This window comes from Clostridium sp. UBA1056, from assembly GCA_002316385.1.
In the GTDB taxonomy this organism is placed as follows: Bacteria; Bacillota; Clostridia; order Clostridiales; family Clostridiaceae; genus Clostridium_J.
In genome coordinates this window covers 1-23,591 of the sequence record DCDL01000060.1, presented here as the reverse complement: position 1 = coordinate 23,591, position 23,591 = coordinate 1, and the positions used below count along the sequence as shown (strand labels likewise).

18 protein-coding genes and 5 pseudogenes are annotated in these 23,591 nt (G+C 30.9%); 14 read left to right on the top strand and 9 right to left on the bottom strand.

The genetic code is table 11. From position 1 onward, the window contains the following. Window positions 1–105: 105 nt before the first annotated feature. From B3W71_RS16575 to rlmD, 8 genes and pseudogenes are all read right to left on the bottom strand, one after another. Window positions 106–316: pseudogene (locus tag B3W71_RS16575) on the bottom strand (hypothetical protein). Next, a complete protein-coding gene (locus tag B3W71_RS16570) occupies window positions 313–450 on the bottom strand; it encodes a DUF3789 domain-containing protein (RefSeq protein ID WP_346890054.1) in 138 nt (45 codons plus the stop codon). Before B3W71_RS16570 ends, B3W71_RS16575 begins: the two are co-directional and overlap by 4 nt. A gap of 30 nt (window positions 451–480) precedes the next feature. Beyond that, on the bottom strand, window positions 481–804 hold the full coding sequence (locus B3W71_RS16565) for a hypothetical protein (protein ID WP_346890053.1): 324 nt from the start codon (window positions 802–804) through the stop codon (window positions 481–483). Then, window positions 749–1,894: pseudogene (locus tag B3W71_RS16560) on the bottom strand (FtsK/SpoIIIE domain-containing protein). The gene B3W71_RS16565 and the pseudogene B3W71_RS16560 overlap by 56 nt, the downstream one beginning before the upstream one ends. A 31-nt stretch (window positions 1,895–1,925) precedes the next feature. After that, window positions 1,926–3,098 carry a hypothetical protein gene (locus tag B3W71_RS16555; RefSeq protein ID WP_346890052.1) on the bottom strand — a complete coding sequence of 391 codons (1,173 nt, stop codon included), beginning with the start codon at window positions 3,096–3,098 and terminating at the stop codon, window positions 1,926–1,928. 76 nt (window positions 3,099–3,174) lie between these two features. After that, window positions 3,175–3,510 (bottom strand): annotated as a pseudogene (locus tag B3W71_RS16550) (YdcP family protein). Next, window positions 3,483–3,860 (bottom strand): annotated as a pseudogene (locus B3W71_RS16545) (recombinase family protein). The pseudogenes B3W71_RS16550 and B3W71_RS16545 overlap by 28 nt, the downstream one beginning before the upstream one ends. Window positions 3,861–4,558: 698 nt before the next feature. Beyond that, a complete protein-coding gene (gene rlmD / locus B3W71_RS16540) occupies window positions 4,559–5,914 on the bottom strand; it encodes a 23S rRNA (uracil(1939)-C(5))-methyltransferase RlmD (RefSeq protein ID WP_346890051.1) in 1,356 nt (451 codons plus the stop codon). A 763-nt stretch (window positions 5,915–6,677) separates the two neighbouring features. Between rlmD and B3W71_RS16535 the strand changes: the two genes are divergently transcribed. The 14 genes from B3W71_RS16535 (at window position 6,678) to B3W71_RS16470 (ending at window position 21,382) form a co-directional block, all read left to right on the top strand. Further along, window positions 6,678–7,133 carry a DIP1984 family protein gene (locus B3W71_RS16535; protein ID WP_346890050.1) on the top strand — a complete coding sequence of 152 codons (456 nt, stop codon included), beginning with the start codon at window positions 6,678–6,680 and terminating at the stop codon, window positions 7,131–7,133. Between the two features lie 428 nt (window positions 7,134–7,561). Beyond that, on the top strand, window positions 7,562–8,128 hold the full coding sequence (locus B3W71_RS16530; protein ID WP_346890049.1) for a TetR/AcrR family transcriptional regulator C-terminal domain-containing protein: 567 nt from the start codon (window positions 7,562–7,564) through the stop codon (window positions 8,126–8,128). 144 nt (window positions 8,129–8,272) lie between these two features. Next, window positions 8,273–8,851: a manganese efflux pump MntP family protein gene (locus tag B3W71_RS16525; protein WP_346890048.1), complete on the top strand. Its 579-nt coding sequence runs from the start codon at window positions 8,273–8,275 to the stop codon at window positions 8,849–8,851. Between the two features lie 15 nt (window positions 8,852–8,866). Beyond that, window positions 8,867–10,219, top strand: coding sequence for a radical SAM protein (locus B3W71_RS16520; protein WP_346890047.1), 1,353 nt, complete (start codon window positions 8,867–8,869; stop codon window positions 10,217–10,219). Between the two features lie 290 nt (window positions 10,220–10,509). Continuing rightward, window positions 10,510–11,226: a 5-bromo-4-chloroindolyl phosphate hydrolysis family protein gene (locus tag B3W71_RS16515; RefSeq protein ID WP_346890046.1), complete on the top strand. Its 717-nt coding sequence runs from the start codon at window positions 10,510–10,512 to the stop codon at window positions 11,224–11,226. Between the two features lie 263 nt (window positions 11,227–11,489). Continuing rightward, a complete protein-coding gene (locus B3W71_RS16510) occupies window positions 11,490–12,659 on the top strand; it encodes a toxic anion resistance protein (protein ID WP_346890045.1) in 1,170 nt (389 codons plus the stop codon). Between the two features lie 99 nt (window positions 12,660–12,758). Continuing rightward, entirely contained in the window at window positions 12,759–13,307 is a 549-nt protein-coding gene (locus B3W71_RS16505; protein WP_346890044.1) for a LemA family protein, read from the top strand. A 146-nt stretch (window positions 13,308–13,453) separates the two neighbouring features. Next, window positions 13,454–14,362: a TPM domain-containing protein gene (locus B3W71_RS16500; protein WP_346890043.1), complete on the top strand. Its 909-nt coding sequence runs from the start codon at window positions 13,454–13,456 to the stop codon at window positions 14,360–14,362. A gap of 102 nt (window positions 14,363–14,464) precedes the next feature. Next, window positions 14,465–16,174, top strand: a complete 1,710-nt coding sequence (locus B3W71_RS16495; protein ID WP_346890042.1) for a 5-bromo-4-chloroindolyl phosphate hydrolysis family protein — start codon at window positions 14,465–14,467, stop codon at window positions 16,172–16,174. A gap of 29 nt (window positions 16,175–16,203) precedes the next feature. Then, window positions 16,204–17,814 carry a TPM domain-containing protein gene (locus tag B3W71_RS16490; RefSeq protein ID WP_346890041.1) on the top strand — a complete coding sequence of 537 codons (1,611 nt, stop codon included), beginning with the start codon at window positions 16,204–16,206 and terminating at the stop codon, window positions 17,812–17,814. Window positions 17,815–18,110: 296 nt separating this feature from the next. Further along, window positions 18,111–19,451, top strand: coding sequence for an MATE family efflux transporter (locus B3W71_RS16485; protein WP_346890040.1), 1,341 nt, complete (start codon window positions 18,111–18,113; stop codon window positions 19,449–19,451). A gap of 325 nt (window positions 19,452–19,776) precedes the next feature. Then, window positions 19,777–20,532: a TSUP family transporter gene (locus B3W71_RS16480; RefSeq protein WP_346890039.1), complete on the top strand. Its 756-nt coding sequence runs from the start codon at window positions 19,777–19,779 to the stop codon at window positions 20,530–20,532. 89 nt (window positions 20,533–20,621) lie between these two features. Beyond that, window positions 20,622–20,933, top strand: coding sequence for a hypothetical protein (locus B3W71_RS16475; protein WP_346890038.1), 312 nt, complete (start codon window positions 20,622–20,624; stop codon window positions 20,931–20,933). Between the two features lie 95 nt (window positions 20,934–21,028). Next, the gene (locus B3W71_RS16470; protein ID WP_346890037.1) at window positions 21,029–21,382 is read left to right on the top strand and encodes a hypothetical protein; all 354 of its coding nucleotides are present in this window, start codon (window positions 21,029–21,031) and stop codon (window positions 21,380–21,382) included. A 47-nt stretch (window positions 21,383–21,429) separates the two neighbouring features. Here the strand turns inward: B3W71_RS16470 and B3W71_RS16465 are convergent. Continuing rightward, window positions 21,430–23,591, bottom strand: a pseudogene (locus B3W71_RS16465) (hypothetical protein); the annotation flags it as partial.

Sequence of the window (23,591 nt, the reverse complement as noted above, 5' to 3'; positions counted from 1 at the left end):
ATGTAAAAATTTAGTGGTATGGTCGGTCATTTATCTCATTCCCTTCTGTAATTATTAAATAAATACTTATATTATAACAACTCACAGAAAGCTGTACAATAACATCTATGCCCCAATAATTTTGTTAAATAAATTTAGTAATACATCTTTCACCCCTCCAGCATTGAATACCAGACCAACGAACGGCGATTAGTGCAATGATCTTTGAAAGCTCATGCTTAGATCCCAAATACAGACCGATCACGACAATTGCCAGCAACACAAGGGATTGTGCATTGCTTAAAAACTAGTTGTATAAGTTCTGTCCAAAATTCATTCATCATTCCTCCTTTGAATTTGTTTCATTTTTTCATCAGCACATTTACTTATTTGAATTAGACACATCAAAGTAATTCCAATAGCAATGCCTAGTCCAACTAGTAATAAACGTCTGATTAATATCCATATCATTTGATTTCTCCTTTCATGAAAAAACGGCCTCTATTTCAGCTTAGAAGTCGTTATTGCTTTCTTTGTTTTGTTGGATAACTCCGAAAGGTATATCTTGCGGTTATAAAAATACCTTCCGACACGTTCAATCAGTTGGACAGCTGTCATATTCTCCACATAAACAGTTATCTTGTTTGGATAATGGGGATAAAATGTTTGTTTGTAAAAATCATAAGTATAGGTCCTATCACCGCCTTTCCTTTCCCACTCAATGATGAGGGAAGTGTATTTGCCTGTATCTTGAATATAGATTTCCAGTTTAATACCACAAATGAATCCCAGCTCGTACATCTTTTCTGTTAGCAGGCTTCTCATCTTTAGCAGACAAGTTTTGTTGCTCAATCAGCTTTTCATGTTTGTCCGTCATCTTGGCTTCACGAATAATTTCTGGTATGACATTGCTTTCATTGAGCACATCTAAAATGCTGGCTTCCTTTAGTGTCGGTGCTACTTGATGACATAACCAGTTAAGGATACGCTCATAGGAATAAGGTTGGTGCTGTTTCATTTCTTCACTACGAGCTATCATTTCTTCATAGAATTTATCAATGCAGGACAACATATCTTCTTTGCTAGAATAGACATTTGGCATAACTGTTTCCAAGTCTTCCAAGTCAACGTTTTTATGGTCTAAAATATATAAATTTGTATTAGTATGAAGCATAGCTTCAATAATAGTAAGAATAAAATAAGTTTTCCCACCGCCAGTTCCGCCGGCAATCAACATATGTGGTAGAGAATCGTATTCCAAATAGACCGACTCAATTAATTTTAAGCCTCCATTTTCTTCCGTCACATCACGAATACTAATGCGATTGCCGATTGTATCGTATAGTAGGATATACTCAATATAGGAATCATTTAGTGTCTTTTCCACTAGTTCACAGTAAAGCCCAGTTTCCAGTTTCTTTTCAAGCTGTAATAGCTGGTCTTGATATTTTCCCATGGCGATTTCAACATGGATATGGATAAGCCTATCTTTCAGATAGTAGTGCATCTTGGAAAAGTGACAGATCTTTACTTTGGTTTTAGAGCTGGGCAGGTCTTTAAAAAATCCCTCTGACTGTGTCTCTTCGACTTTGTACCAGCCATTTTGAAGAACCATACGAGCTAGTTTTTGGCAGTGTTCCAGTTGTTTTATGGAATCAATACGGTATCGGTAATATAAGATTCAAATAATTAGACATACAAAAATGGTAGTGAATTCACTACCCAAAAAGTATGGTGTTCTAAGTTGTGATAGAATTTCATCAAAAGTGATGGATTCCAATTGAATCTGCATAATAGAGTGTAAATGAAAAGGTTTCATCACTAATAAGAAAATGATACTAATTGCTCCTAATACAGAGTGGTAGAGCAGGTTTTTATTGCATGATCGGATTCGTTTCCCTTTGTATTTGAAAATTTCGACTTCTCCTTTCTAAGCAATATTTATATTAAAATTGTTCTTGTTCCTTCTTTTCAAAGTAACATGCTACACGAACTAGTAGTTTAATTTCATCTGCATTCATTTCACCTGTGTTAATCTTGACCCATTTTTTTGCTAATTGGTCTGAAAAATTGCGTGCTTGTTGTAACCCCAAATCATAGTTGGATGAAAGTTCATAACCAATATCAAGATAATCAAATATTTTTTCTAGTTGATAATGTGCCATTTCATGAACCTTTCTAGGTCGAGCATATAATACTTTATCAAGTGTCATTGCCATCTTTTCATAATCTAATTTTTCAACTGCTTCGATTAAATTAGGAATCAAGTCAGTTATGACTTCCCGATATGATGTAACAATATCCTCATTGGCTGGTTCAGTTAGAGGAGAGCTAAGATACTTTATCGCACATTCTACAATATAAGTATCTTCATAACGCTTTTTAAGTATTTCTACTATCTTTTCTAAAGTAGCAATAGGTGGCAAATCTTTAGGAACTTTATCTTTTTCCCAGATTTTTTCTTTATCAGCAATGATTTGATAAACTTTCTCTGTAGCTCTTTCCATAAGGATAAAGCGAGAATTAATATACGCTTTTAAAAGATTGAAAGAAAAAAACAAATCTTGAATTTCATCAAATCTATTTGAATATATTCGAATACCTATACCATCTTTTACACCTCTTAAATTCATAATTTCACTGTTTGCGATAACCCAAGGGGAATATTGTATTTCGCCTTTTTTAAAAAACTTTGGTCTACTTGTCTCAAACGGATGTGCCATCGAAAGCGAACGCAAATATTCAAAAAACTTGTCATCAGTTGGACATTCTTTTTGAGAAATATTTAATGGATAACCAGTACAAACACTTTTAAAAAATTTATATGATTCTTCATTGTTTGGGTCGGAATATTTATTCTTAAGATCCAAAACTTTTTGTAATTGTTTAACTGCGTCTAAAATCATACATGAATACATGATAAAAACCAATAGAGATTCCTCTGTCTTGGGTAGATTTGCATTATTGTTGAGATATGCAATGCTACTATCAACTCTATCCATTACAGCACAAAAGAGATTGTAATGTTCCTTATACTCTTCATCGCAAACAAAAATGTCAGTTTCATTGATAGCTTTTCTGAATTTTTTACATATCTCAATATTTAAAAAGTCATTCATTTGATACCTCCTAATTAATATGTTTATATAACAAACATTATAGCGGATTCATCAAAATAAGTGTGTATTGTTTTGTTTATTTCTTACTAGATTCCGTTGGCTGATTCGAATTTTTCTTTTTCAAAACAATATCATCAGCCTTGATGTACCAATCCACATTTGCCCCTTGAAAGGTTGCAGTTGTCAATGTATCTGCTACTGGATTGATTAGTTACACTTCGACATTATAGTCAAAGTTTTTCACTCCAGCAGAAGCAGGAATACTTACCTGTATCATATGTCCTTGCCCTTTGGATTTAAGGTCATATGTACGTTCTTTGATTTCTTCGGTCACAATGCCCTCATCATCAACAACTTTAACCTCACGTCGTAAAGCGGAGAATTTCAATGCTCCACTTGAACCTTTTCCCACATATTTTTTGAAATAATAGGTGAATGATTTTCTTCTATATAATAACTATCTATGGCTTCATTGTTTCTAATTGAAATTTTCTTTAAATGTTCTGGTATATAGTATTTCTGAAGTATAGCGTATCATTTATATTTTTCATTTTTTAAAACTCCTATGATTGTGCTATTGTGCTAAGTTTTATTGCCTACAGTAGGAATATTTTCTTCATTTAATTCCCTTGCTATTCTATTTGAACCTTTTCCACTAAGATAATCTTTAAGAATTCTCTTTACTATTTCTTCTTTGGTACTTATAACCAAATCTCCATATTCATCTTTGTAATATCCTAAAAACCTTTTTGTATTAATCATTATTTCACCTTGTTCAAATTGCTTTTTGGCTCTCCATTTTAAACTTTCACTTGCATTTCTGCTTTCCTCTTGGTCAAAAGAAGAAAGGACGGCAAGCATTAACTCACCGTCCCCTGATAGGGTATTTATTTTATCTAATGTAACTTATTAATAAAATCTTATATAATCAAATATTCCATACTTCCACCAACCTTAAGCCATTGATATGACTACACTTGAACCTCCTAGATCAAACCAATATTTTTATAAAATTTAAGTTTACCTTATTTTTAATTTTAAATTATTTTCTTACCTTTATAACATAAAAAGTATCCTGAAAAGTATAATTTCAAAAAAATAATTTACCACCAACATAAAATTCATGGTGGCAAATCATATTTATATTTCCTTAAACCCTTTTTATCGTTTTTTTAATGTAACTCCTTCTCACATGTGTTCGAATGAGTAAGTTCAAAGGACTAAATATAAAATTTAGATTCTCACTTAAAGGAACACCTTCCTCTGACAAACTACGGAATGTAGGCTTTCTCTCTAAATTCAATCTGCCCTTCACTTGATTTCATTAAGCTTTCAATGCCTATTTCTTCAACAGCTTACAGTCTCGGCAGTAGCTTTCTACCATTCTGAGTTCGTCTTTCAGACTCCTCATCATGGGAAAGCCTTGCACGGGTCGAACTATTAAAGCTAACTTCGTCGTTTTACTTCCTTGTTAGCTTTGTTACGACCTCGACATGTGGTGTGTGTGGGAACATATCCATTATCTTAACTTTTTCTACCTTATATCCATTAGCAACTAATACCTCTAGGTCTACTGCTAGTGTTTTAGGGTTACAAGATACGTATATTATTTCTTTAGCATCAAATTTTATTACGTAATCTAGTGCTACTGGGTGTACTCCCGGTCTTGGTGGGTCAAGGATTATGATGTCCGGTTTTTCTGTTACATTTTTTATAGTTACTGCCACATCTCCTGCTATGAATTCACAGTTATTTAAGCCGTTCATTTTAGCATTTTCCTCTGCAGCTTCTACAGCTTCTTCTATTAGCTCTATTCCTACAACCTTCTTTGCCTTTGGAGCTACTATCTGACCTATTGTTCCTGTACCACAGTATAAGTCAAAGACTACCTTATCTGCTGATTCCCCTATGAAATCTCTTACTATAGAGTAAAGCTTCTCTGCTCCTTTAGTGTTAGTTTGGAAGAAGGCAAAGGGATTTATTTTGAACTTTAACCCTAGAAGATTTTCTATTATATGGTCTCTTCCGTATAGTATTTCTATAGAATCTGCTTGCACTACATCTGAAAGAGAATCATTTAATGTATGGATTATTCCAGTGATTTCACCTTTAAGGTCTAAGGCTTTTAAAGTATCTACAAAACCTGTAAAGTCATACTGTTCTTGTGTGGTTGTAACTATGTTTACTAATATCTCTCCTGTGTTTATAGCCTTTCTTACTACTAAGTTTCTTAGGAATCCTTCATGTTTTAATATTCTATAGTAAGGAAGGTTAGCTTTCCTAAAGTGATTTATAGTGGCACTTATTATGGCTCTAAAATCTTCATCTACTATTTGACAGTTATGTACTGATACTATGGAAAAGCTCTTTCCTTTGGCATGCATTCCAAGGGTTAGTTCTCCCCCCTTTTCAAAGTCTCCAAAGGTAAATTCCATCTTATTTCTATACTCATAGTGAAGAGGACTACTTTCTATGCCTAGGTATTCATAATCTTTTATCCCTTTATTATCTAAAAGAGCTTTAACTTGCTCTTCTTTAAATTTAAGTTGTGTATCTAAAGATAAATTTCCATGGCTACATCCCCCACAAACTCCAAAGATGTCACAAGCTGGCTTTACCTTATAATCTACATCTTCTAAAACTTCAAGTAGTTTAGCTTCTACTCCATTGGAATTTTTCTTTGTTACTCTAGCCTTAACCTTTTGTCCTGGCAAAGTATTTTTTATAGCTACCTTTTCTCCTTCATAGAAAGCTACCCCTTTTCCTGGGAATTCTGTACCTTCTATGATAAATTCATATTCTTTTCTCTTTCTCATGCCTATCTCCTTATCTAATAAAATTTCTATATTTATCATTTGCATTTACTTGTTTCTATTTAATGATAATTTAACTTGTATCATCATTAAAGAATTAACTATATAGCTATTATATGGCCTATTTCAATACTCCAGACACCCTTATTAAAGGATTATATCCATGAAACCCTTATAAATAGAGCAACTATTTATAAAGTTATATAGTTTCATAGATAACATTTTAAAATTTTAAAATGTTTCATATTTTCCTAGCTAACATTTTAAAATTTTAACTTTTTGTATAGTTATATTGTTTCATATTCATATATTTAAAATGTTATATTCTCATATTTATATGACCATCTATGTGTATATCCTTTAGATCATTGAACTTAGAGGTACCTAATTAACCAATAAGACAATTTCTCTTCTTAATGAAAGGGTACATCTAAGCATGCAATAAACATCATAATCCAATGTAAAATTGCATACGTTCAATTTAAAATTACCTAGTTAATTATATATTATACCCTGAATTTTATCTAGGCTTTTATACTATCTCTTATATGAATTCATTAGTTTTACCCCTAAATGATTTAGTGATTCAACATTTAATTAACTATATGTTACTTATATGCCCTATGATATATAAATTATTTTAAAGTAAGAATTGTTTTTTGCATGGATATATTTTAAACTTGATATAAACACTAAATACATATTATATAGAATTCTACTATTACAACTTGTTTATTGGATATAGATTTTTAAAGGGGGTTAGTTTATGAAACTAGCAGAGGCATTGATTTTAAGAGCTGATTATCAGAAAAAGATAGAACAACTAAAGAAAAGATTATTTAATTGTGTAAAGGTTCAAGAAGGAGAAGAGCCATCTGAAGATCCACAAATATTATTAGAAGAAATTAATGCCATTATGAATGAACTTACTAGATTAATCCAGAGAATTAATAAAACCAATTGTTCCATACAGTTTGATGAAACAAAAACCTTAGCAGATGCCTTAGCTTATCGTGATCAACTATTGGATAAACGATTAATTCTTTCTACTTTAGCCGATACTGCTGCAATAAAACATGATAGATTCAGTAGATCAGAAGTGAAATTTTTAAGTACAATAAATGTTTCTGACACTCAAAAGCAAATTGATAAACTTTCAAAGGAATTTAGGGAGTTAGATACTAAAATTCAAGGAATGAATTGGACTGTTGATATAATTTAAATAAATAGGATAGCTATATTTTTCAAAGGTGAGTATAAACCTGCCAACTAGGTAAGTTGGGCTATTGGTCGGTACTGGGGCAATACCATTGGTTCGAATCCAAATTTTACATTTTATGCCCAGTAATGTGACATGAGTACAAATAGATTGTAATTGTAACTACCATGTACTAATTTGTGAAATCTAGCTAGGGTGGGCTTGGGGCATGTAAATTAAATAAATTTCTATTAAAACTTCTATTTTTATTTATATTTATTAAATCTATCATCTAGAGTAGATAATTTTAATTTCTACCTAGATGTTTTTTTATTTCTAGCACTGATTATTAGCATATTTAAGGCTTAATTGACATAAAGTATATGAATGATATAATTATTAGAATCATACAATAAGTTTAAAATAATCTTTAAAGGGGTGAGGGTTATATAATGAGATCTAAAAAAGAGGATACTAAATCACTAATAGCTGACAGCTTTAAAAAACTAATGCTTGAATATTCCTTTGATAAGATAACTATAAAAATGATTACTGACGAAGCAAGCTTAATAAGACCTTCTTTTTATAACCACTTTGCTGATAAATATGAATTATTAGAATGGATTTGTTATAAAGATATATTTGAAGGTGCAACACTCCTTATAGATAACAAAATGTATAATGAGACCATTCTCTTTATACTTAATAGAATCGAAAATAATAAGGATTTTTATATAAAGGCTGTTAAAATAGAAGGACAAAACTCTTTTGAAAGTATAATGTATAAATTTCTTCTTAAGATATTCGAAGAACTCTTTTCTGTACTAAACATAGAAGAGATGAATTTTGAAGGAATTCTGACAGCTTCTGAAATTGCTAATTACTATTCCAGAGGGTTAACCTTTTTTTTACTTACTTGGTTGAAAAAAGGTGCACAAGTTCCTGCTCATAAGCTAGCTGAAAAGTATTATTTACTACTTTCTAATTCCTTAGAAGATATTGTATTCAAACCATTATAAAACAATTAAATAGATTTGTTTTTAAAGCGACTACAAAAGTCGCTTTTTGTTTTTTATAAACTACATTTATGGCAAAGTGTATTTTTACATAAAAATCTATATTGACTATAATTTAAGAAAATGGATTATGAAAGGAAGGTGCTTATGAGTGTTCTGGAAGTAATCATAGTATCAATAGGATTATCTTTAGATGCATTTACAGTGACTATATGTAATGGTGCAACCCAATCACACTTAAAAAAACGTATGGATCTTATTGTTAGCCTAGCATTTGGGGGAATGCAAGCTATTATGCTTACTATTGGAATGATGATTACCAGATTTCCAGTAAGCTCAATCTATTCTGAAACTTCCAAATCTATCAATCAATGGTTTTCCGCAATTATTTTTATTTTCTTAGGACTGAAGATGATAAGAAATGCTATGACAGTTAAATCAATTGATGAGCAAAGAGAAACCTTTAACTATAGGAAGATTTTTTCCTTAGCCTTTTCAACTAGTATAGATGCATTAATATTAGGTATTAGCTTTGCTCTATTACGTACTGAAATTATTATAGATATGTTTATTGTATTTATAATAACAGGTGTATCATCTATCATTGGCCTGCGATTTGGTTATCGTGTGGGTGATAAATACAGAGGTATGGTTAGTTTATGTGGTAGCATTATATTACTTATTATGGGAATAAAAATGATACTTTCTTACTTTAAAATTATTTAGAATGGGGGAAGGATTATGTTAAATGTAAAATATAAAATTGAAAAGGCTGCTTTAAAACAAGTACTTGGATACTTAAAGAAAAATCCAGAAGAAAACTTAGAGAAAATTATTCATTGGGTAAGAAAATTTGATACTGAAAATTTATATGTTGACCAATATGATGCCGTTGAAGAATTTTTAAAAGAGAAGGATAACAACTGGGTAGAGCTTATGAATAAATTGATGAAAGAGGTAGATCCTCATATTTTAGAAACTGTATTTAGCAACTTCCTTCTTAACGCTTCTATTAAAGGTTGGAGTGAATCAAGGAAAAAATCTAAAGAATATGGATATGACATACCTTTTACTTTACTTATAGACCCTACTACTGCTTGCAATAAAAAGTGTATAGGTTGTTGGGCCGCTGATTATAACAAAGCTTTAAATTTAAGTTTTGACGAATTAGATAGCTTACTTACTCAAGGTAAAGATTTAGGTATCTTCTTCTATATAATGACTGGTGGAGAACCTTTAGTTAGAAAAGACGATATACTAAAACTTGCTAAAAAACATTCTGACTGTGTATTTATGATATTCACTAATGGAACACTTATTGATCAAACCTTCTGTGAAAATTTATGTAAAGTTGGAAATATAATTCCTACCATAAGTGTAGAAGGCTTTGATGATGCTACTGATGCAAGACGTGGAGAAGGATCTTGGAAGGATATTACAAGAGCTATGTCTCTTATGAAGAAAAATAGAATTCCATTTGGATTCTCAACTTGCTTTACAACTGACAACTGTGATAGCGTTCTATCCGAAGAGTTTATAGATATGATGATAGATATAGGTGCTTACTTCTCTTGGTACTTTACTTTCATGCCTATAGGTTGCAAAACAGATACATCCTTAATGGCTAATCCTGATCAAAGAGAGAAATTATATCGTACTATCAGAGGTTGGCGTTCTAATAAACCAATCTTTAATATGGACTTCTGGCACGATGCTGAATATGTTGGTGGCTGCGTTGCCGGTGGAAGAAGATATTGTCATATCAATGCTAATGGAGACGTAGAACCTTGCGTATTCTGTCACTACTCTAGCGCTAATATAAAGGAAGTTCCTTTAGTTGAAGCCTTAGGTCAACCATTATTTAGAGAATATCAAAAGAATCAACCCTTTAATGAAAATCAATTTAGACCTTGTCCAATTCTTGATAATGCTCCAAAAATTGCAGAAATGGTTAAAGCTTCTGGTGCTAAATCCACAGAATACGTGGATCCAGAAAATGTAGATGACTTAGTTGCTAAAACTATAGACTATGGTAATACTTGGGCTAAAAGAGCTGAACCACTATGGGAAGAAAATCTAAAAAGTAAAAAATAATATTATTTTTATAAAGGACTTTTGCAAATAAACTAATCTTAAGTTAATGCTGAGAAATGCACTTATATTATATTAAGGTACAAACTCAGCATTTTATAAATGGATTAGTAAGCTATTTTGCAAAAGTCCTTAAATACTTTATATTAAATTTTAAATATATTCTGCATATAATCTCTCTCCAAATCATTAATTTTCCTGTAATTCCAATATTAATTGACACTAACTATAATTGTCTTTACAATTAAATTATAGTATATATAATACATATTTAACAAAGGGTTGGTGGTCACATGACAAATTCTAATAATGAAGGTAGAAAGACAGATATGAATACTAATGAATCATCAAAGCAGCAAAGGAATATGCGTGAAGAAATTAGGAAGCCACCTATTCCCTTCTATGCAGTAGGTGTATTCTGGCTAATTTACGCCTTAGTTTTTCCCATGTACCGTATTTTTGACTTTATAATAGCTGGGATACTATCTATTATTATCTACTTTATAGTAAATAAATTAACTCCTTCTACTACCATTATGGTTCCAATAAAAGAAGAGCCAATTCACTCTGGTGATGAAACTGTAGATGATCTTATTGCTGATGGTCTTGCTTATCTCAGACAAATCAAGCAAGCAAATGATGCAATTACTGATGAAAAAATTACTGTTCAAATTACACGTATGGAAGTAGCTACTGACAAGATTTTCAGATACATTGCAAAACATCCTGAAGATGCACCTCAAATACGTAAGTTTATGAACTATTATTTACCTACACTTTTAAAACTGTTAAATTCATATATCAGTTTAAATGAACAAGGTATTAAAGGTGCACATATATCTTCCACTATAAAAAATATTGAAGGTATTCTCTCTACTATAGCTGATGCCTTTGAGAAGCAGCTAGATAATCTATTTGCTGATGATGCTTTAGATATATCTACTGATATTAAAGTGCTAGAGACTATGCTTGCTCAAGAAGGTCTAACTAGTGATGGCTTTAAGAAATAATTTTCTTCATGTAAATTACTTTCTTCTTATATAGAATTAATTTTATACTTATTTAAAGTATATGGCTTTTAATAAAGTATCTAAATTAAAGCTACTTAAAATCCTAGATTACCTTAGAAATCATTAAAGAATTTTATTTATTAAAGTTTATATAAGGCATCTTCAAAAAATAAATAAGTCAGAATGCTCGTATATTTGACTTATTATTTATTTTCAGATGCCTAAACAAATATATTTATTTCAATATCAAGGAGGACAATTAAATGACAAATAATGAAAATAAAGATATATTATCTACAGGTTCTAATACATCCAATGTAATACCTTCCCTTACATTGGATCCTTTTGCTGAAGTAGCTCCAGAAGCTAAACCAGAGCCTACTCCAGAGTTAGAGCCTGAAGTTCTTGATGATAGCTCATTAACTGATGAAGAGAAAAAAATGGTAAGTGATTTTGCAGAAAAGATTGATATTACTAATACAAATATGATTCTTCAATATGGTGCTGCATCTCAAAAGAAAATAGCTGGTTTTTCTGAAAGCGCTCTTAGCAAGGTTCGAACAAAGGATTTAGGCGAAGTTGGAGATATGATAACTAATTTAGTTGGTGAGCTTAAAGACTTTAGTACTGAAGAAAAACCTAAGGGCATCTTTGGAATATTTAAAAAAGCTACTAATAACATATCAAATCTTAAAACTAAATATGATAAAGCTGAAGTAAATGTAGATAAGATATGCAATGTTTTAGAAGGACATCAAATTCAACTATTAAAGGATATTGCAATGTTAGATGAAATGTATAGCATAAATCTAGTATATTTCAAAGAACTTTCTATGTATATCCTTGCCGGTAAGAAAAAACTTGAAGAGGTTCGTAAAACAGTACTTCCTAAATTAGTTGTGAAGGCTAATGCTTCTAATTTACCTGAGGATTCTCAAGCTGCCAATGATATGGCTAATCTTTGTGACCGTTTTGAGAAAAAGATTCATGATTTAGAGCTTACTCGTATTATCTCTATTCAAATGGCTCCACAGATTAGATTAGTTCAAAATAATGATACTCTTATGGCAGAAAAGATACAGTCTACCTTGGTTAATACTATTCCTCTATGGAAGAGTCAAATGGTTATTGCCTTAGGTGTTGCCCATTCTCAACAAGCAATGGAAGCTCAAAGAGAAGTTACAAATATGACTAATGAATTATTACGTAAGAATGCTGAAACCTTAAAAACTGCTACTATTGAAACTGCTAAGGAAAGTGAACGTGGAATTGTAGATATTGAAACTTTAAAACACACTAACCAAACTCTTATATCTACCCTAGATGAAGTAGTTAAAATTCAAGAGCAAGGCCGTCAAAAACGTCAAGAGGCTGAACTTGAAATTGGACGTATCGAAGGAGAGCTTAAGAAAAAGCTTTTAGATATTCGTTAGTAAGGCATCTTCATACCTTAATCTATATTTCCATTTAAGTATTGAAAATATACTTTGACTAATGGATATTAATAGTGAACTTATATTAAGGAGGAGAAAATGAACCTTTTTAAAAATAAAACTTTTGCCATAATAATCATGATTGTAATGATTATTGCCTCAATTTTAATAGGTAGTCATCGTTCCCTTACTGGCCTTTCCGTTGATGCAAGTAATGTGTTTATTAATGGAGCTAATGGTGATGGTATGGGTATTCAAAATGATTTAAATCAACGATTCGAACTCTCTGGCAATCTAGTGAAAATTGCAGACAATTACCTTGATATGAATAATTCTATATTTAAAACTATAAGTGATGCTAGAAATAGCCTTACAACTGCTCAAACACCTAAAGAAAAATATAATGCAAATATAAAATTAACTGAGGCTGTCAATGAATTATATACTTTACTAGGCAAGGAAAATTTATCTGATAAGGATGAGAGATATCGTAATAGCATATATGCAGACTTCTGCAGCCGTAATGACACTATAGGTCATGATAAATATAATGAATATGCTAAAAAATTTAATGATACATTAAAGCAATTTCCTGCCAATATATTAAGTAAGCTTACTTTTGTAAAGCCTTTAAAATTATTTCAATAAGGTACGTGAAAATAAATAATAGACCAAAGATCTGAAGTATATTTGTCACTAGACAAGGTGTTAAACTCCTGTCATAGTGGCGCTATGACAGGATTTTAACGACGNNTTTATTTGATAGTGCCTTAATAGTATAAGGGGGACCAATAATGAAAAAAAGGCTATTTAGAGCTAATATCCTTTTGCTTATGGCTATTACCATAGTAATATTTTTATTTAATATTACTATGGCCAATGCTGAAGCTAATATACCTGAACCTTCTAGCCTTTTATATGTAACTGATAATGCCAAAATATTATCTTCTAACACAGCAAATTATATAGTTGAAAAAAATAATATATTATATGAAAATACTGGTGCACAAATTGCCATATTGACCATTGATTTCTTACCTGATGGATACAACTCAGAAGAATATGCTCATGCTGTTTTCAACAGTTGGGGAGTGGGTTCAAAGGAAAAAAATAATGGTATATTGTTGCTTTTAGTGCCTGGTGAAGATAAATTTTGGATTGCTCAAGGTACTGGATTAGAAAATTCATTGAGTAGTGGAACTATAAATAATATCATTAATGATTACCTTAATGATGATTTTGATAAGGGTAATTATGATGTTGCTGTTAAAAATACCTTTAATGCTCTTTTAGATGAGATGGATAGAATCTATGGTTCTTCTTCTCGAGATAGTGCTAACTCTAGTAATCAAGTTATAAATAGAGAACCTGAGAAGAAATCTTCGTTTTTTACTGATATAGTTATTCCTTTAGGAATATTCTTTTTAATTTTAATGTTTACTCTTACATTCTGTAGTCCAAGGGGCAGATCTAGACGTAAATATTATGATGATAGCTATGGTCCTGGAAGACCTTTTAATCCTAGACGTCACCATCATCGCCCACCAAGACCACCTTTTGGTGGCAGACCTCCCTTTAGAGGTAATAATCCAAAACCTCCTTTTGGTGGTGGCTTTGGAGGTGGTTCTTCTAGCGATGGTTCCTCTGGCGGAAATAGCTTTGGCGGTGGTAGCTCCAGAGGTGGAGGCGCTGGCAGAGAATAATTTAAATTATTTTAAAAATAAAATACCTGGAGATTTTACTTCAGATATTTTATTTTTTAATATATTGTATTAATTTTAATCTTATAATTATGGGAGATATTTATGAAAAATAATTTTTTGAACTTTAAATCTTTGATACTCATTATTACATTAGCTTTTACTATTAATTTTTTTAATATATCTGCTAATGCTGATTCTAACATACCTGATCATTCTGAACTTTTATATGCTACTAATAATGTTAAGAATGATATAAATGCATTTAAAAAGAGTTCTGGTGATTCATTAATTCCTACCCGTTCTCAGCTTATGTGGGTAACAGATAATGCTGACGTTTTATCTGATAGTGATATAAAACATGTAATTACTAAAAATGAAGAGTTTTCTAAAGCCAGTAATGTTGAAATCTCAGTTCTAACTATCGAAAACTTACCAGAAGGTTACGACATAGAGGCCTATGCCTATAAAGTTTTCGATGAATGGGGTATGAATTCAAAAGAAAAAAATAACGGAGTATTAATGCTTATTGTTTCTGGGGAGAATAAGACTTTCATTGCCACAGGCTCTGGCTTAAAAAGTACCTTAATGGCTTCACCAGAATATAGCTTTATAGAAAAAAATTTTGCTACATCCCTAAATACTCATAGCAATAAATACAATATTAGATATGTGGTATCAGATTTAGCTACTAACATTAATACTATTTATAAAAATGCATCTAAAAAGAGTTCTGGTGATTCATTAATTCCTCAGCGTTCTCAGCTTATATGGGTAACAGATAATGCTGATGTATTGCATGATAGTAGTATAAAATCTGTAATCACCCAAAATGAAAAGTTTGCTAAAACTAGCAATGCTGAAATCTCAGTGTTAACTATTGAAAGCTTACCAGAAGGTTACGACATAGAGACCTATGCCTATAAAGTTTTCGATGAATGGGGTATGAATTCAAAAGAAAAAAATAATGGAGTGTTGCTTCTTATTGTTTCTGGTGAAAATAAGGCTTTCATTGCCACAGGCTCTGGCTTAAAAAGTGCCTTAACGACTTCACTAGGCTATAACTCTATAGAAGAAAGTTTTACTACATCCCTAAGTACCTATAACAATAAATACATGATTGGCAGCGTGGTATCAAGATTAGCTACTAACATTAATACTATCGATAAAAATAATTCTTACAATACTAGTACTACTAAAGTACCTTATATAAGATATTTAATTATTTTTCTCATAATTGTATTCACTCTTCGCTACCTCTTAAAACGTGCTTCTAAATCTTCTAGTTGTAAAAATTCTATGAAAAAAGCTACTGTTAAAATAACTTCTTCTGCTAAAGAACCGACTTCTTCTACCGATGAAACAATTTCTTCTGGTGATAAAGCTGTAGATGTTATTATTTCTGAAGGGCTTGCTTATCTTAGACAAATTAAACAAGCAAATCATGCAATTACTAATAAAAAAATCACTGTTCATATTACGCGTATGGAAGTAGCTACTGACAAGATTTTCAGATATATTGCAAAACATCCTGAAGATGCACCTCAAATACGTAAATTTATGAACTATTATTTACCTACACTTTTAAAACTGTTAGATTCGTATATTAGTTTAAATGAACAAGGTATTAAAGGTGAACATATATCTTCAACCATAGAAAATATTGAAGGTATTCTTTCTACTATAGCTGATGCCTTTGAGAAGCAGCTAGACAACCTATTTGCTGATGATGCTTTAGATATATCTACAGATATTAAAGTGCTAGAGAATATGCTTGCTCAAGAAGGCCTAACTAGTGATGGCTTTAAGAAATAATTTTAGTATTATAATTATAGGAGATATTTATGAAAAATAAATTTTTGAACTTTAAATCTTTAATACTTATTATTACATTAGCTTTTACTATTAATTTTCTTAATATATCTGCTAATGCTGATTCTGACATACCTGATCCTTCTGAACTTTTATATGTTACTGACAATGCTAACATATTGTCAGATGAAACTAAAAACTATTTAGTTAAGCAAAACGAAATTTTATATGAAGCTACAGGTGCTCAAATAGCCATTTTAACAATAGATGCAATTCCTAATGGATATGATTCTGAAACTTATTCCTACACTGTTTTAGATCATTGGGGAGTTGGTTCTAGTGAAAAGAATAATGGAGTAGTAATTTTGCTTGTACCTGGTGAAGGTAAGTTTTGGATTGCCCAAGGTGCAGGATTAGACAAAACCCTTTCTTCTTATGTTCTAAATAAAATAATTGATAAGGATCTTGCCAATGATTTTGACAGTGGAGATTATGATAAGGCAGTTACAAATACCTTTAATTCCATTGTAAAGTTGATAAATAAAAGCTATAGTTCTACAGAAGATAAAGATAAAGGTGATTCTAAAAATGATCTAAATACATCTAAAAAGAGTGCCACAGATTCATTAATTCCTCAGCGTTCTCAGCTTATGTTGGTAACAGATAATGCTGATGTTTTATCTGATAGTGATATAAGATATGTAATCACCAAAAATGAAAAATTTGCCGAAACTAGTAATGCTGAGATCTCAGTTCTAACTATTGAAAACTTACCAGAAGGTTACGACATAGAGACCTATGCCTATAAAGTTTTCGATGAATGGGGTATGAATTCAAAAGAAAAAAATAATGGAGTATTATTACTTATTGTTTCTGGTGAAAATAAGACTTTCATTGCCACAGGCTCTGGCTTAAAAAGTTCCTTAACGACTTCACCAGGATATAGCTCTATAGAAGAAAAATTTGCTACATCCCTAAGTACCCATAGTAATAAATACCGTATTAGCAATGTGGTATCAAAGTTAGCTACTAAAATTAATACTATTGATAAAAATAATTCTTACAACTCTAGTAATAGTACAAATAATTCAGGAAATAATGGAAGTGATTCTGATAAGTCTGATACACCTTATCTAGGATATTTATTTATTATTCTATCATTTATACTTTTCTTTTGGTATTTTTCAAAACATGATTCTAAATCTTCTAGCAAAAATACTTATAGAGAAAAAAATTATGATAGTAATTCATCTAATCACAACTATACTAATAATTCTAACCACTCACCTTTTTCTTCTAAAAGAGAGCATAGTTATAAATACAATGATAATAGGCATTGTGATGATGATAGGCGTAAACAAAATAAGAATAGCCTTTGGAATAATAATAGGTATACACCTCCTAAAAAAAGCTTTTGGGAAAGTTCTTTCAAATCTTCTAGCAGTAGCTCCACATGCGCTAAAAGCAAACAACCTAAAAAAAGTTCCTTTGGTGGTGGTAAATCTAGCCCACCTAAAAAGAATTCCTTTGGCGGTGGTAAAAGTAGTTTCTTCCAAAGTAACTCTTCCTCCCAAAATAGCTCTAGTGACAGTAGCTCCTTTGGTGGAGGTAGCTCAAGAGGTGGAGGTGCTGGAAGAAAATAATTCCTAAAGTTAATTTAATATATGCTTCAATTAAGTTTTCACATCTATGTTACTTCCTAATATAGCCTATGATGGATATCATAGATGATGCTTCTTTATTGAAACTTATATAATATTAAAAATTTTCATATTGAATTATATAGTAAATGTGCTATAATTAATTTGCTAAATAATTATATAGTGCTTTAGTACTTTTAATCGCCGGGTTAAAGTACTTTATAAAGCGTTAGGAATCATATCGTTAGGTCTTTGGATATGATTACCTAACGCTTTTTTATTTTAAGGAGGAGATAAATATGAATAATAATAACATATTAAATGACAACATTTACAAGACCTTTATTAAATATGTTTCTCTAAATATAATGAGTATGCTAGGACTATCTCTATATATTCTTGCAGATACTTATTTTGTTTCCAACGGGGTCGGTTCTGATGGATTAGTTGCTTTAAACTTAGTTTTACCCGTATATAGTATCATTAATGGTGTTGGATTACTACTTGGAATGGGAGGGGCTACACGTTTTTCAATATCTTTAGGGAAAAATACTCATGAGAAATGTGAACAAATTTTTACTCAAGTTATACATTGGGGATTAGGTATTGGAATTATTATCACTATAATAGGAATATTCTTTTCAGAAAATATTGTAAAATTACTTGGAGCTTCTTCCTCCATCCTTCCTTTAGCAAATAGCTACTTAAAAACTATAATGTGTCTTTCTTTAGGATTTATTATAAACAATATCATTGTATGCTTTGTTAGAAATGATTCAGATCCCAATTTAGCTATGTTAGCTATGCTCACTGCCAGTGGTAGTAATATAATTTTAGATTATATCTTTATTTATCCAATGAAGTTAGGTATGTTTGGAGCTGCCTTTGCAACAGCGCTTGCGCCCTTATTTAGCATGTTCGTACTATCAACGCACTTTTTAAGGAAGAAAAATACCTTTAGGCTTTTCAAGGGACCTATGATTAAAAATGAAGTTAAACCAATTATACTCTCTGGAATACCTTCATTTATTACAGAACTTTCATCTGGTGTAGTTATATTAATATTCAATATGATTATTCTAAATCTTGAAGGAAATATGGGTATAGGTGCCTATGGTATTATCTCTAATATATCTCTAGTATGTGTAGCTATTTTTACAGGGATAGGACAAGGTATCCAACCAATCATTAGTGTTAACTTTGGCGCTAATAAATTAGAAAATATACGTAAAACCTTCTATTGTGCTTTAGTGCTTTCTATTACTTTAGGATTCGCCTTTTATATACTAGGGCTCTCCTTTGATGGTGAAATTATATCATTGTTTAATAAAGATGGAAATGCTGAATTAGCTAAAATTGCGTCTCAAGGCATATCTTTATACTTCTTAGCTTTCATCATTATGGGAATAAATATTGTTTCTACCTCCCTATTTACTTCTATATCTATGCCTAAGCAAGGTTTTGTAATTTCCATTCTAAGAGGCTTTATAATTATTATACCTACAGTGTTAGTACTGTCCTCTATATATAAAATTGAAGGAGTATGGCTTAGTATGCCAATTACAGAAGCTATCACACTTATATTATGCATTATTTTACTAAAATCATATTTTCGTAAAATATCCTATAAAAATATCTAGTAAAATGAAGTGTATTTATATATGAAAACTAAACTTTCAATGACGAAAATTTAGCGTGTCTAATTTTTTCGTTTTCATTAGGCATTTAAGTTTCTTTTTAACTATTTTATCATTATAATATAAGAGTAGACTGAGCTTCATAAATATATGTTCTTTAGTATGAAGCTTATAAACAGAGTTCTTAGCTTCTTCGAAGCTTTACTAACAGAATTCTTAGTATCAGTATTTTTNNCCAGGGACGTAGCAGCTCTTTACTCCCACTTTGAAAAAGATGGGATTATTAGAGCCGGTAGTCATCGTAAATAGTTTAATTTAGGGAGGAATTATGAATACACTTACTTTTATTTTTTTGTGCTTTGCAGGTTTTTTAGCAGCCTTTGTAGATTCCATTGCTGGGGGTGGAGGAATAATAAGTGTTCCTGCTTATATGATAGCTGGATTACCTCCTCATATGGTGCTTGGAACTAATAAATTTACAGCATCCATGGCATCTCTTACTAGCTCTATTAACTTCATAAAATCAGGTAATTGTAATTTTAAGTTTCTTAAAATAGTAGCACCTTTTACTTTAATAGGATCTATTCTTGGAGTTAAGTCTGTGCTTCTATTAGATGAAAGTTTTCTTCAACCTTTAGTACTCGTCCTCGTTCTTGCCATTGGTATTTATACATTTTTCTCTAAATCCATTGGAGAAGAGGATAATTTTAGAGGCTTAAATAAAAAAAATATAACTATTTCTATAATCTTTGCTTTTTCTTTAGGGTTCTACGATGGATTCTTTGGACCTGGTACAGGCTCCTTCTTAATCTTTGGTCTTATAAACATTTTAGGCTTCAACTTTCTTAAGGCCTCAGCCAATGCTAGGGTTTTAAATTTTATTAGTAACATTGCTGCTCTTATCACCTTTGCTTTTAGTGGGAATATAAACTATTTAATTGGAATACCTGTATGTGTATTTATGATATTAGGAGCTAAGCTAGGAACAAAACTAGCAATTAATAAAGGTTCGAAGGTTATTAAACCAATATTTGTAACCATGTCTATTGCTGTAGCCGTGAAAATGTTATTACAAATTTTTTAACATTTTGTATAATAAGAACAATTTTCTTTACAGCAAGCACTCCTTAGCCTATACTTATTAATATGTGTTGGAAAGGAGATCTTGTGTTCATGTATCCATTTATTATTTTAGTAGTTATAATTATTATCGGATTCTTAGTTTGTAAAAGAAATTATAAAAATAGAGCTAGTTATATTAATAACAACTTATTAGAGTATTGTTATGAAGTTGCTATAGAGTTTGAAAAACTTAACTATGATGAGCAAATAAAATTTAAGAATTCTCTTAATCCAAAAGAGTTAGATTTACTTAATGCAATAATAACTAAAAGTATATCTCTAGGTAAAAATCTTAATATACTTCAAAGTCATATGTTTCATTTAGAATCTCTTATGAAGAAATTAAAATCTTATAAAAATTAAGCTGTTATATTTTTCAATAGTTTCAATAAACATATTAATATAATTTCTCATTTTATACATAAACTAAATGGGAGTCTTAAGAAAGGAATGATAGTATGAATTTAAAAAAATTAATAACAAATACTTTAGCCGTTGTAGGTGCTGTTGTCATTGTAGATAAGGTAATAAATGTTATTTCAACTAAGAGTACAAAGGCTATAAGTGAAGCTCTTATGAATGATGGTTTATATAACGATGAAGAACAAGAAGATTCAGACATATACCAATATAGCTTTTTAGATGATGACTATGAAGAGAATCTCAATGATTGCCATTGTGGTGAAGATGACGAAATGAATTCTATAGCCTTCCCTGACATAAAAAAGTATAGAAGTAAAGATGCAGATAATACGGCTTTTCAGTATGCTATAAAAACTGAACCTATTACTGACACACCAAAAGAAGTATAGTAGTCTACATAAAAAACCACTTTCTTTTATAGAAAGTGGTTTTTTAATTATCTGTGATGCTTCTTATGATGTTTTTTCTTTTTCTTTTTACTTGAATGATATTCATCACATTCTTCATAATCATAGCGTTTCTTCTTATGGGTTTTGTGTCCATAATCACAATTATTTAAATATATACCTTGAAGTAAATATTCACATTTTCCGCAGTCACTCTTAGGCTGAACACATTCCTCACACATATTATATTTATTTGAGTTAAGGTTTTCTAATCTACGACGATCATCTTCCTCTCTCTCTCTTATAATCTCATCATAGTAAGGTTTACTCTCATATACTTTATAATCTTCTCCAATCTCTTCCTTTAAGGTTATACCTTGGTTTTCTTCTTCTCTATCGCACTTATATTTGATCGGGTTATTATCCCATTGATTCATAATATCAGGCTTATCATAATATTTTTTATCATCTTCATCTTTATTATACTTTTCACATGGATACTTGTTAAACTCTAATTCCATATGATGTCCATGTTCTTTATCCCTATTGTCATGATACTCACTATGATATTCTTCATAATCAAGATAATTCCCATAATCTCTATCATGCTTTTGCCATGGATATCTATTAGGTTCTAATTCCACATGATGTCCATGTTCTTTGTCCATATAATCATGATGATCACTATTGTATTTTCCAGAATCACAGTAATATTCCTCATGGCGTTCATTATTATCTTTATTATACCCTTCCCATGGATACTTGTTAAATTCTGGTTTTACATGATGCTCTTCGTCTTCTTTAAGATTATAGTAGCAATCATAACCTATATCATATTTCTCACATGGATACCTGTTAAACTCTAACTCCATATGATGTCCATGTTCTTTATCCATATAATCATGATGATCGCTATTGTATTCTCCATAATCAAAGCGATATTTTTCATGATATTCATTATTATACTCTTCCCATGGATATTTATTAAATTCTGGTTTCACATGATGCTCTTCGTCTTCTCTATGATTATAGTAGCAATCATAACCTATATCATATTTCTCACGTGGATACTTGTTAGACTCTAACTCCATATGATGTTCATGTTCTTTATCCATATAATCATGATGATCACTATTGTATTCTCCATAATCAAATCGATATTTCTCATGATATTCATTATTATACTCTTCCCATGGATATTTGTTAAATTCTAGTTTTACATCATGCTCTTCGTCTTCTCTATGATTATAGTAGCAATCATAATCTATATCATATTTCTCACATGGATACTTATTAAACTCTAATTCCATATGATGTCCATAATCCTTATCTTTATCGTCATGATACTCACTACGATATTCTTCACAATCAAGATAGTTCTCATAATCTCTATCATGTTTTTTCCATGGATATTTATTAAATTCTAATTCCATATGGTGTTCATTTTCTTTATTCTCTTGATCATGATGTTCTTTATGATGTCCTTTATGATCACCGTGATATTTCTCATGATGTTCTTCGTGACCTTTATTACCTTTTTCATATAGACACTTATCAGCCTCTGATTTCATATGGTGTTCATTTTCTTTACCCTTATAATCATGATGTTCTGCATGATCATAGTGATATTTCTCATGATGCTCTTCATGGCCTTTATTATCTTTTTCATATAGACACTTATCAGCCTCTGATTTCATATGGTGTTCATTTTCTTTACCCTTATAATCATGATGTTCTTTATGATATTCTTCATGATCACCGTGATATTTCTCATGATGCTCTTCATGGCCTTTATTACCCTTTTCATATAGACCCTTACCAGCTTCTGGTTTCATATGATGTTCATTTTCTTTACCCTTATAATCATGATGTTCTTTATGATATTCTTCATGATCACAATGATATTCCTCATGATGCTCTTTATGGCCTTTATTATCCTTTTCATATAGGCACTTATCAGCCTCTGGTTTCATATGGTGTTCATTTTCTTTACCCTTATGGTCACGCTGCTCACTATCATATTCTTCAGAATCAAGATAATTCCCATAATCTCTACAATGATTTTCACATGGACACTTACAAGCTTTTGACTTCATATGGTGCTCATTTTCTTTACCCTTTTGGTCATGATGTTCTTTATATTGTTCTTCATGGCCTTTATTACCAGCAACCTCTGACTCCATATGGTGTTCATTTTCTTTACCCTTTTGGT

Coding starts and splice junctions, on each gene's coding strand:
- B3W71_RS16570 (WP_346890054.1), bottom strand. CDS start 450: ATGATATGGATATTAATCAGACGTTTATTACTAGTTGGACTAGGCATT.
- B3W71_RS16565 (WP_346890053.1), bottom strand. CDS start 804: ATGAGAAGCCTGCTAACAGAAAAGATGTACGAGCTGGGATTCATTTGT.
- B3W71_RS16555 (WP_346890052.1), bottom strand. CDS start 3,098: ATGAATGACTTTTTAAATATTGAGATATGTAAAAAATTCAGAAAAGCT.
- rlmD (WP_346890051.1), bottom strand. CDS start 5,914: ATGAGAAAGAGAAAAGAATATGAATTTATCATAGAAGGTACAGAATTC.
- B3W71_RS16535 (WP_346890050.1), top strand. CDS start 6,678: ATGAAACTAGCAGAGGCATTGATTTTAAGAGCTGATTATCAGAAAAAG.
- B3W71_RS16530 (WP_346890049.1), top strand. CDS start 7,562: ATGAGATCTAAAAAAGAGGATACTAAATCACTAATAGCTGACAGCTTT.
- B3W71_RS16525 (WP_346890048.1), top strand. CDS start 8,273: ATGAGTGTTCTGGAAGTAATCATAGTATCAATAGGATTATCTTTAGAT.
- B3W71_RS16520 (WP_346890047.1), top strand. CDS start 8,867: ATGTTAAATGTAAAATATAAAATTGAAAAGGCTGCTTTAAAACAAGTA.
- B3W71_RS16515 (WP_346890046.1), top strand. CDS start 10,510: ATGACAAATTCTAATAATGAAGGTAGAAAGACAGATATGAATACTAAT.
- B3W71_RS16510 (WP_346890045.1), top strand. CDS start 11,490: ATGACAAATAATGAAAATAAAGATATATTATCTACAGGTTCTAATACA.
- B3W71_RS16505 (WP_346890044.1), top strand. CDS start 12,759: ATGAACCTTTTTAAAAATAAAACTTTTGCCATAATAATCATGATTGTA.
- B3W71_RS16500 (WP_346890043.1), top strand. CDS start 13,454: ATGAAAAAAAGGCTATTTAGAGCTAATATCCTTTTGCTTATGGCTATT.
- B3W71_RS16495 (WP_346890042.1), top strand. CDS start 14,465: ATGAAAAATAATTTTTTGAACTTTAAATCTTTGATACTCATTATTACA.
- B3W71_RS16490 (WP_346890041.1), top strand. CDS start 16,204: ATGAAAAATAAATTTTTGAACTTTAAATCTTTAATACTTATTATTACA.
- B3W71_RS16485 (WP_346890040.1), top strand. CDS start 18,111: ATGAATAATAATAACATATTAAATGACAACATTTACAAGACCTTTATT.
- B3W71_RS16480 (WP_346890039.1), top strand. CDS start 19,777: ATGAATACACTTACTTTTATTTTTTTGTGCTTTGCAGGTTTTTTAGCA.
- B3W71_RS16475 (WP_346890038.1), top strand. CDS start 20,622: ATGTATCCATTTATTATTTTAGTAGTTATAATTATTATCGGATTCTTA.
- B3W71_RS16470 (WP_346890037.1), top strand. CDS start 21,029: ATGAATTTAAAAAAATTAATAACAAATACTTTAGCCGTTGTAGGTGCT.